The organism is Bartonella sp. CL100XZDX (genome assembly GCF_042195375.1).
Lineage (GTDB): Bacteria > Pseudomonadota > Alphaproteobacteria > Rhizobiales > Rhizobiaceae > Bartonella.
On the sequence record NZ_JBHIOH010000053.1, the window covers coordinates 39,928 to 48,493 of the forward strand.

Annotated in this window: 3 protein-coding genes and 1 pseudogene; 3 read left to right on the plus strand and 1 reads right to left on the minus strand. The window is 36.2% G+C overall.

The window, feature by feature from the left end:
- The first annotated feature begins 173 nt into the window (after positions 1–173).
- The 3 genes and pseudogenes from ACFILU_RS06030 to ACFILU_RS06040 all read left to right on the plus strand — a co-directional run bounded on the left by ACFILU_RS06030 (position 174) and on the right by ACFILU_RS06040 (position 3,940).
- A pseudogene (locus ACFILU_RS06030) lies at positions 174–2,758 on the plus strand (DUF6990 domain-containing protein).
- Between the two features lie 88 nt (positions 2,759–2,846).
- Positions 2,847–3,194: an HNH/ENDO VII family nuclease gene (locus ACFILU_RS06035; protein WP_375675180.1), complete on the plus strand. Its 348-nt coding sequence runs from the start codon at positions 2,847–2,849 to the stop codon at positions 3,192–3,194.
- Between the two features lie 275 nt (positions 3,195–3,469).
- Positions 3,470–3,940 carry an SMI1/KNR4 family protein gene (locus tag ACFILU_RS06040; protein ID WP_375675182.1) on the plus strand — a complete coding sequence of 157 codons (471 nt, stop codon included), beginning with the start codon at positions 3,470–3,472 and terminating at the stop codon, positions 3,938–3,940.
- A 596-nt stretch (positions 3,941–4,536) separates the two neighbouring features.
- Here the strand turns inward: ACFILU_RS06040 and ACFILU_RS06045 are convergent.
- Positions 4,537–8,566 (minus strand): type ISP restriction/modification enzyme (locus ACFILU_RS06045; RefSeq protein WP_375675184.1); only part of this gene is annotated, 4,030 nt, incomplete at its 5' end.

Consider the following 8,566-nt stretch of genomic DNA (forward strand, 5'->3'; position numbering starts at 1 on the left):
ACAAAGAGTTCTTAGAAAAATATCAAAAAGATTTCAAAGATTTTAAAGGAAGTAAGAAAGAATTGGAAAATGAGAATAGAAAATGGATTAAAGAACAATTGAATAATAAGTTAGACAAAACTGACGTTAACGTTTTTCATTATCCAGGACTTTTTGAATGAAAGTGAATAGCGATGCGAACTAAAGACGTGACAGAGATTTTAAAAACGCTTGGCTGGGAACCTTATCGTGCTGAAGATGGTAGTATGTTTGCGCATTATCATCTTCCCGATCGCATTGTAGGCATTAGTTATGATGTTGTAGATTATGGAGAGGATGGGGGAAAGTTTCGGCTATCGGCTGATCTTACCACTGTGCTTATTGCCTTGCTTGGGAATATGCTAGTGGTGAAGTATCACAGGATAAGTATGAAGATACGCTGTTTTCTGCGAAAGAGGATTTCGATGTTACAGCTTCAGATCTCTCAGAAAGCCATGTTAAGGAATCTTTAAATAAGGTTATCGCTTGGGCGAAAGCACAAGATATTGAACAAAAATTACGTGAAAAAGCAGCCAATCATTCTGCTGTTGCAGAAGCATTACTTGGTGATATTGAGGCTTTAAAAAGTTCTAAGTTTACACCCCAATTACATGTACCAGAATTTTCAGATTACAAAACAATAGGGTGGATTGAGCGCCTCATTCTTTTTGCGCAAGCTTATAAAAACGGGGAGTTAGATGACATTTTAGCGCGTAAAAAACCTAAACAGTGGTCGATGAGTCTTACAGCAGCAACTCGCATTTTTAAAATTCAAGGGTGGTTTGCCACAGAGCTTGGGAAAATGTGGTTGGTTTTGCCGGATCGTTTTATTAAGTTAGATTTTGGCTTTGTACATCTCTATGATCAGTACAATATTCATCTCGAAGCTGAAATATCTAATGAAGAGATTTCTTTGGCTTGCTTGTATATTCATTTTTGTGGACAACGTAATCTTGTACGACCTACGGATATTTATCGATCTTTTAATACGATTGGAGGAGAGAATTTTCGTGGGGTTGATAAAGGAATTGATATTTGTGTAGAAATATTGAATGAGCAAGAGTTGACAAAAATCTCTGAGCGGATAATACAATGGGCACGTGCCCAAGATTTACAAGCATCAATAGAAAGCAAAACACGTGTTCAAAAGTATAGCTACAATATAGATATAGTCTGGCATTTGGCTTGCTTAGCGTTGACAGGTCGAATTGATACCCTGAAATCTTATAAAAATTTTCTAGAAGCTGGTACGATTTCTGAACATTTGGATGATGATTTGGATGATGATGAAGTAGAAAAATATGTTAACCATGCCGTTGAATTTGCTGAAAAACATCTGAAAATCCTTAATGAGCGAGAAGCAGCAGAAGCACATTTTGGTCCGAAAGCTTTGATTACTTTCAATAAAGTTACAGAGCAATTAAAAGAAATGGGTTGGACAGTTTATCGTGATAAAAACTACAATCGCAATGCTTATTTTATAAGTAAAGACCGTATCATCAATATAATGTATAACCTTCAAAGTGATGAAGAAGAGCCGATTGTTGCATTTAAGGCTTCCCTTTCAATACTTGGCTTTTCCTCTGCTCATAAAGAGATTTTTTATAATATGCCTCAATATATAGCCCTCAAAGAAGCAGAAGAAGTTTATACAGTTTCTACTACTGAATTGGATAGAGGCAAGCTAAAGGAGATTTGTACAGATATACTTGAATGGGCAGATCGACAAAATGTCAATCAGATCATTTATAATTATGTAGCTTTTCCCCCAGACAGTGAACTTGATCTTGTAGCGCGTCACCTTATTGCGCTTGTTTTGATTGGGGATGTTGAAAAGCTCAAATCTTATAAGGAGAATTTTAGAAAGGGAAATTCTTTAGGTTTTGTGGAAGAAATCTCAAAATATAGAATTGATAATCTCCTCACTCTTGCACGGGGTTATCGAGCAGGTTTTCCGAAAAATGCACCGATTTTGAGCTTGGATCCGCAAACAGCATCTGTTGCTTCTAAAACAACTTCTGTTGAAGAGGCAGAGGAAGTGGATGAAGTGGATGACAATGATGATCGTCTCACCATGGAAAGTGCTCATGCACTTTTAAAAAGCTTAGGCTGGTCAACCGAGAAAATCAATGAGAATGACCATATGGCAAGCTATCAATTGGCTGATCGTGAAGTAGACATTCTTTATAACGACGAAATTGCCAAAGATTACCCGCAATTTGATAGCGCCTTTTTGATTAGCACGGGCATTCTTTCCACCGCTTGTAAATTCATTGATCCTACCCACACGGAAGATATTCCAGATATACAGCTTAATTTTGAAGCCAAGGGATTGGAAATCTTTGAACCAGAAGTCACTACGGATCGTTTAACACAGGCGCTTGATGATGCTTTAGAATGGGCGGTAACAGACATTGACCTTTCTAAAAGACTTCGCTCTGATTATGGCACTGCTCCTTGGGAAAAAGGCGCCACGTCTAAAGCAAACGATACGGATTATGCTTTACTTCATCTTGGCGCTCTTGCTTTATTGGGTGATGTTGAGACCTTACAATCTTATCAGAAAAGCTTTACGGCAGGTGATCACCTAGGCTTTGACGAGAGCATCAACAAAACCCACCTTGAACATGCATTAGCTTTAGCCAAAGAAGTAGCAAAGGTGAAGCAAGTGAGTTACGCTTTGATTGAACGGGTAGCAAAAGATTTTGATAATCACTCAGAGCTTTCTAGCGAGGAATAACCTCGCTCTTGGAAGGAGAGTTTATTTAAGTCTATTTAGAACACAGAATACATTGATTATTTTGAAAAAATCGAGGGGATTATGAATCATGAAATGGATAAAGAAAAAAAGTATGGGGGCAGCTGAGCCTGTGGAATTTAAAGATCAAAAAGTTTATCAGGAAGATGAACTGTTTGAGCCTGAAACAGTTTCTTCTTGGAAAGAAAAAGGACAGATAGTAACAGGTACAAATCTGGAAAGAATGGCATCAGGAAGAGCTCCTATTGGAGTCGATTTTAGACCTATTATGTTACATCCTATGACACAACAACAAGATAGTCCTCTCGTTGAGGTTCTCTACTCATTTTATCAAGGCAGGAGTTTGCTTGCTCCTATGAATCCAAAGACAAATTTTATCAGAAAAGTTATTGGTTGGATTTCAAAAAAAAATTCCTAAGTAGGAAAAAAAGAAAAAGTAATTATTGCAAATATTGGAGTAATGTCCCTAAAAGGCGCTCTCTAAACTTTAATGATCACCTCCTTTAATTCCATCATATATTGTAAATGCGAGATGATTGTACAGAGACAGATGAGAAAAGAGCTCCTTCAAGAACATATCTCTTATGATTTTATCAATCTCATCCCAATTTCATTGGCTATAGTAGAAAAAGATTGATCATTAGAAACACTCATTATGAGTAAAAACACGCTGTGACTTATGGAGAAAAATTTATGAAAAGTTATACTTTATCAGATGTTGCACAATATGTTGATATGCATAGTCATGCTATTAATTTTGGTACTCAAGATAATGCCCCTGATGATGTACGGATTAAAACAGCTGAGAACACTCTCGATTTACGATTTACCTCTTCCTATAAGAATTTTTTAAAAAATTATGGAGGAGGAGAAATTGGAGGTGAAGAAATATTCAGTATTTATGAAATCTGCGCAGGTATTCCTGCTGGTGATATTGTTTACCGAAATTTGCTCGATAGAAGAGATGGCTTTACGAATCCCAAACAACTTGTTATCTGCACAACTGATTTCGGTGAAACCTTTTACTTTGATTATACTCAATTTCGGGATGGAGAGTGCCCGCTCTATCTTAAGTTTCCACTTGACGATCCCCAATATTACGCAAGTAATTTTTATGAATTTCTCTGCAAAAGAATTAAAGAGTATGCAGGGGAGGATTCATGAAAACCTATACCTTAGATGATGTTATACAACTAGTTGATAAATAGGATAATTGTAATTTATAGACTGTTATGAAAACATCTCAATAGAAACTGATCATTATAGAGATGAGCAAAATCCCTTTTAATAGACCGTGTCAGTGTTGTCAGTTCTTTTTAGAGCCTATATTATTTTTTTAATGAGAGGAAATTAAAATCAATATATTTCAATAGGTTAAGATTTTACAGATCTTAAAAAAACAATCTATATTGATAATACAACCTATAAATTCAACTAATAATATACGTTCTGAGGGGGTTTTGACGGTTTTTACACCTTCAAAACCTATAAGTAATATAAGAAAATGAATATACATAACTCTCTTTAAACAAAGCTTTTGAAAAGCATAAAGCACTCATTTTAGATGACGATATAATCTTTTAAAGGCAATTCAAAAGAAGCCTATTCACTTTAAGATGGGATTTCTTTTTAGAATAACGCATATAAACACTCCTTTTAAGATGGTAGGTAATCAACTTAACAAGAGAGGTATAGATTATCGCTATGTTCTATACCCCTTATGAGTTTATCATACCCATTATGTGAGCATGCTTTATAAGTTATTCAGTTTCTTTAATTTCTAATTTTGGTAAGCTTTTAACGATTTTCATTGTCTCTAAACTTACAGTAATAACCCTTTGAAACAACTCTAGAGGGTAGGCAGGGTTGCCAACGGTTTCAACAGCATAGCGATTGGCATCATTAACAATGCCACTCTTTTTATCTGTCTTTACACATTGACGCCCCATAACCCATTCAAGAGCGGGTCTACCATTAACGATATACTCATAAGCTTCAAGAGGGATATCTGTCATTGTGATATTGCTGTTATAAATAACAGTTGATTTATCTTTCTCTTTACCTGCTTTTGCGAATTTCATTTCAGTCACATAATAAAACTTTTCTGGATTAGAGATATCAGTCTGTTTTGGATTGCCTTTTTTAAAGGTCACGGGATAAGGTTCTACAGTTTCATAGTTTACGTGCAAATGACCCAGTTCACGTCCTGCTGTTACAAACTTCCAAAAATCTTCAGCACTCTTTACGCAAGGAATGCGAGGCAATTCTTTAGAGAGGTTATCAGCATAACGAGCACGGTAATCTTCCGAATGGAGTAAACCGTAAACGTAATAGAATAGATCATCCTTAGTAATTTTTTCATTTGGATAAGCCTCTTTAAAATGTGCTAATCCTTCATCCGTAATGGCATCATGCTTCTGTAAACCAGCTGTTGTGCTTTTTTCTGTAAATAAATGGGATTGTTTCTCTTTATTGTTTTTCAAGGATTCAGCATCTTCATAAATATAGCGTGGAAAGCATTGACCTTTATCCACTACATCAAGATTAGGTAAATTTTTAGACATAAGTACAGAAAAACCCGATTGAGTTCCCGTACCTGTAATTTGTATTACCATATTTTCAACCACCTTCCCCATAGGGAATATCCGCGGCATTTGATAGACTCTCTCATTAAAAGTACGGTTGCAGTATAGCCATTGTTTCGTAAAAGGACGATAAAGACTTTGCGTGATGCATCTATTTTCAAATTCAAAGATTTTTCCTCTTACTAACTCTTGTTTAACATTATAGCTCCAACTTATCTTCCTCTCATCTGTATCAACGAAATTATTTACAGCCTTTGTACGTATCTTGCGACTAGCATGCGGATAGATATCATTAAAACGTTCCACTTCACTGTTATAGAAGGCAATCATATTACTCATGTTTTTCTTTAAAGTTTCATGGCTTGAGTTATACGTCCAAGCATCACGATTAGTTACAACCCCAAGAGAAAATGTTTCAAATAGTCTGAAATTACATCCCTTCTTATCGCCTATAGCTAAAAATGTTTTGAAATTGTTATCACGTTGATGAATCCAGTCACCATGTTCATCCGGTGTAATTATTTTCCAACTCGATTTATTTGTGATGCCATCAACACTACCAAAGTATTGAAGCATCTCAAGTTTTTTTGCGGTGGAAAGATTATCTCCAATATCATGATAGTAAATCTTACACGGTTGTTTTTTATTTGGATTGCGCACAAAAATCGTTACAGCTATTCCGTTTTGACTTCCAGAACCAAAAACATTGCCTCCTTCCTTTGATAGCTCTTTTGATTTTATATTTTTTCGAATATCACCACGAAGATTAATGATATAAATAGAAGAATATTCATTTCGTAAGCATTTTCGCATGCCATCAGCAAATGCTTTATCTATCCATCCATTTCCAGAAATATAAGCTACAATACCACCTTGAGAACTTAAGCGATTACTTGCCCACCTAATCGCTCGAATATAGCTATCATAGAGATTTCTTTTTAATGTTGCTTGAGATTTAAGTGCATACGTATTTTGGATACTTCTATCAAGTATTTCATATTCTACATTTGCATTATTATCATTCTCACTTCTTTGACCAGAAGAATAAGGAGGGTTACCAAAGATAACTTTGATGTTTAGATTTTTCTGATGCTCTAAATATTCACTGTTTTCTTTGAATAATTCCTGTAGAAGATTTTTCTCTTCAAGCATCTGAAACGTATCAGCCAAACCAATATGCTTGAAAGGAATATATTCACCTTTCATAAGACTATGATACGTCGTTTCAATGTTAATCGCTGCTATGTAATAAGCGAGTAAGACAATCTCATTGGCATGGATATCATGACGGAACTTGTATTCCATATCCTCTGGTTTGATGAGATTAGATTGTAAAAGCCGTGTGATAAAGGTTCCAGTTCCAGTGAAAGGGTCAAGAATAGAAACACCCCGTGACCCTAAGCTTTTTCCAAATTCATTCCGCAACACATCATCAACAGAATGAATGATAAAATCAACAACCTTAACGGGCGTATAAACAATCCCAAGCCTATCCGTGGTTTTCTTAAATGCCTTGGCAAAAAAACTTTCATAAAGTTTGATAATAAGATTCTGTTTTGCATGCGTTTTGGTAATGCCCGCTGTACAGAACGTGACACTTTTGTAAAATTTATCAAGATTTTTCGTTTTCTCTTCGATATTGGTTTTATCCAATTCAGCTAAGATTTTTTCCATGGCTTGCGAAATGGCATTGTTCCGTACAAATTCATTGCCATAAAACAAGGCTTTAAATACGGGACGCGTGACAAGATGCTGTGCAAGCATCTCAATCGCTTCCTCTTGCTTGATTTCACTGTTGACGTTGTTCTTTAATTCCTTATGAAAGGCATCAAAAGCATGAAAGGCTTCACTACTTTCATCGGCAAGTAGGTTTTGAAGATGCGTAATATGGTTTTGAGCAATCTCAGCAACATTACCCGCCCAATTTTCCCAATAATCCGTGATTTTAAAACTATCCAGAAAAATGGCTTTGACAAAATCAAAAAATTCAGAATGGGGGAATAAGTCTCCTTGTCCTCCAGATACCGATTGAGATTTGCTTTCTGCTGTTCCAATGGTATGTCCAGAACTTTCTGCTTTTGATGGTATCGAGATCTCATCAACCGTTGTGGTAAGCTCTTTTAATTCATCCTCACGCTTAATCTCTATAATCTCAATCGTATGGCTGCTATCTTGTCCTAAAGACATTTGATTAATCGTCCGAGCAAGTCTCTCATCATGAGAATGTAAAGCATGCAAAACTTGCCAAACAACACGGTATCTCTTATTGTTTTTTAAAGCCTTTTTGGCTTCTAAGCGTGAAGGAATGATAATGGGTAAAATGATATAGCCCGTTTTCTTATTTGGAGCACGGCGCATCACACGCCCCACCGCTTGTATCACATCCACTTGGCTATTACGCGGGTGTAAAAACATGATGGCATCAAGAGCAGGGACATCAATCCCTTCAGACAGACACCGAACATTGCTTAAAATCCGACAAACATTTTGCCCCGCATCTTCTTTAAGCCAATCCAATTCCTCATTGCGTTTTTTGACGCTTTGCGTTCCGTCAATATGTCTTACTTCACAGTTTAGAAAGGGAACGGTTTGAAGGAAATCATCAATATGAGATTTGATAATTTTATTAAAGAGCTTTGTTATATATTGAGAGGTATTGATATCTTTGCAAAAAGCTAAAGCACATTGCATGGGCTCTGTATCATCATCATCAACAGCGGCTTGCTTATCTATTTTGGTAAGTGCTCTATAACAGCCAATAATTTTTGCCGCATCATCTAAATCAATTTCACGGTTTTCATTGGCAATAATCTCCTGTATGGCTGGTGTGATATAGGTTTCATTAATACCCAAGACCACAATCTTGTAAGGAGTTAAAAGTTCATTATCGACAGCTTCCGCGAATGTATAATGATGGAGTTGTTTGCCATAAAGCGTTTCATCGTCCATAGATGCGAGAACGGCATTAATCTCATCCGCCCGCCTTTTGGCAGTATCACTAAAAATACGCGGCGTTGCTGTCATATACAGACGTTTTTTACCTCGAATGATGCTGTTATCGTGAACCTTGATAAATTCAGATTCATTGTCTTCACTTTCCAATGAAGCCCCAGTTGTTCTATGCGCTTCATCACAAATGATCAGATCAAATTCGGGTAAATCATGGTCTTTTTGAGCATCCGAAATCACTTGGATTGAATGATAA

Coding starts and splice junctions, on each gene's coding strand:
- ACFILU_RS06035 (WP_375675180.1), top strand. CDS start 2,847: ATGAAATGGATAAAGAAAAAAAGTATGGGGGCAGCTGAGCCTGTGGAA.
- ACFILU_RS06040 (WP_375675182.1), top strand. CDS start 3,470: ATGAAAAGTTATACTTTATCAGATGTTGCACAATATGTTGATATGCAT.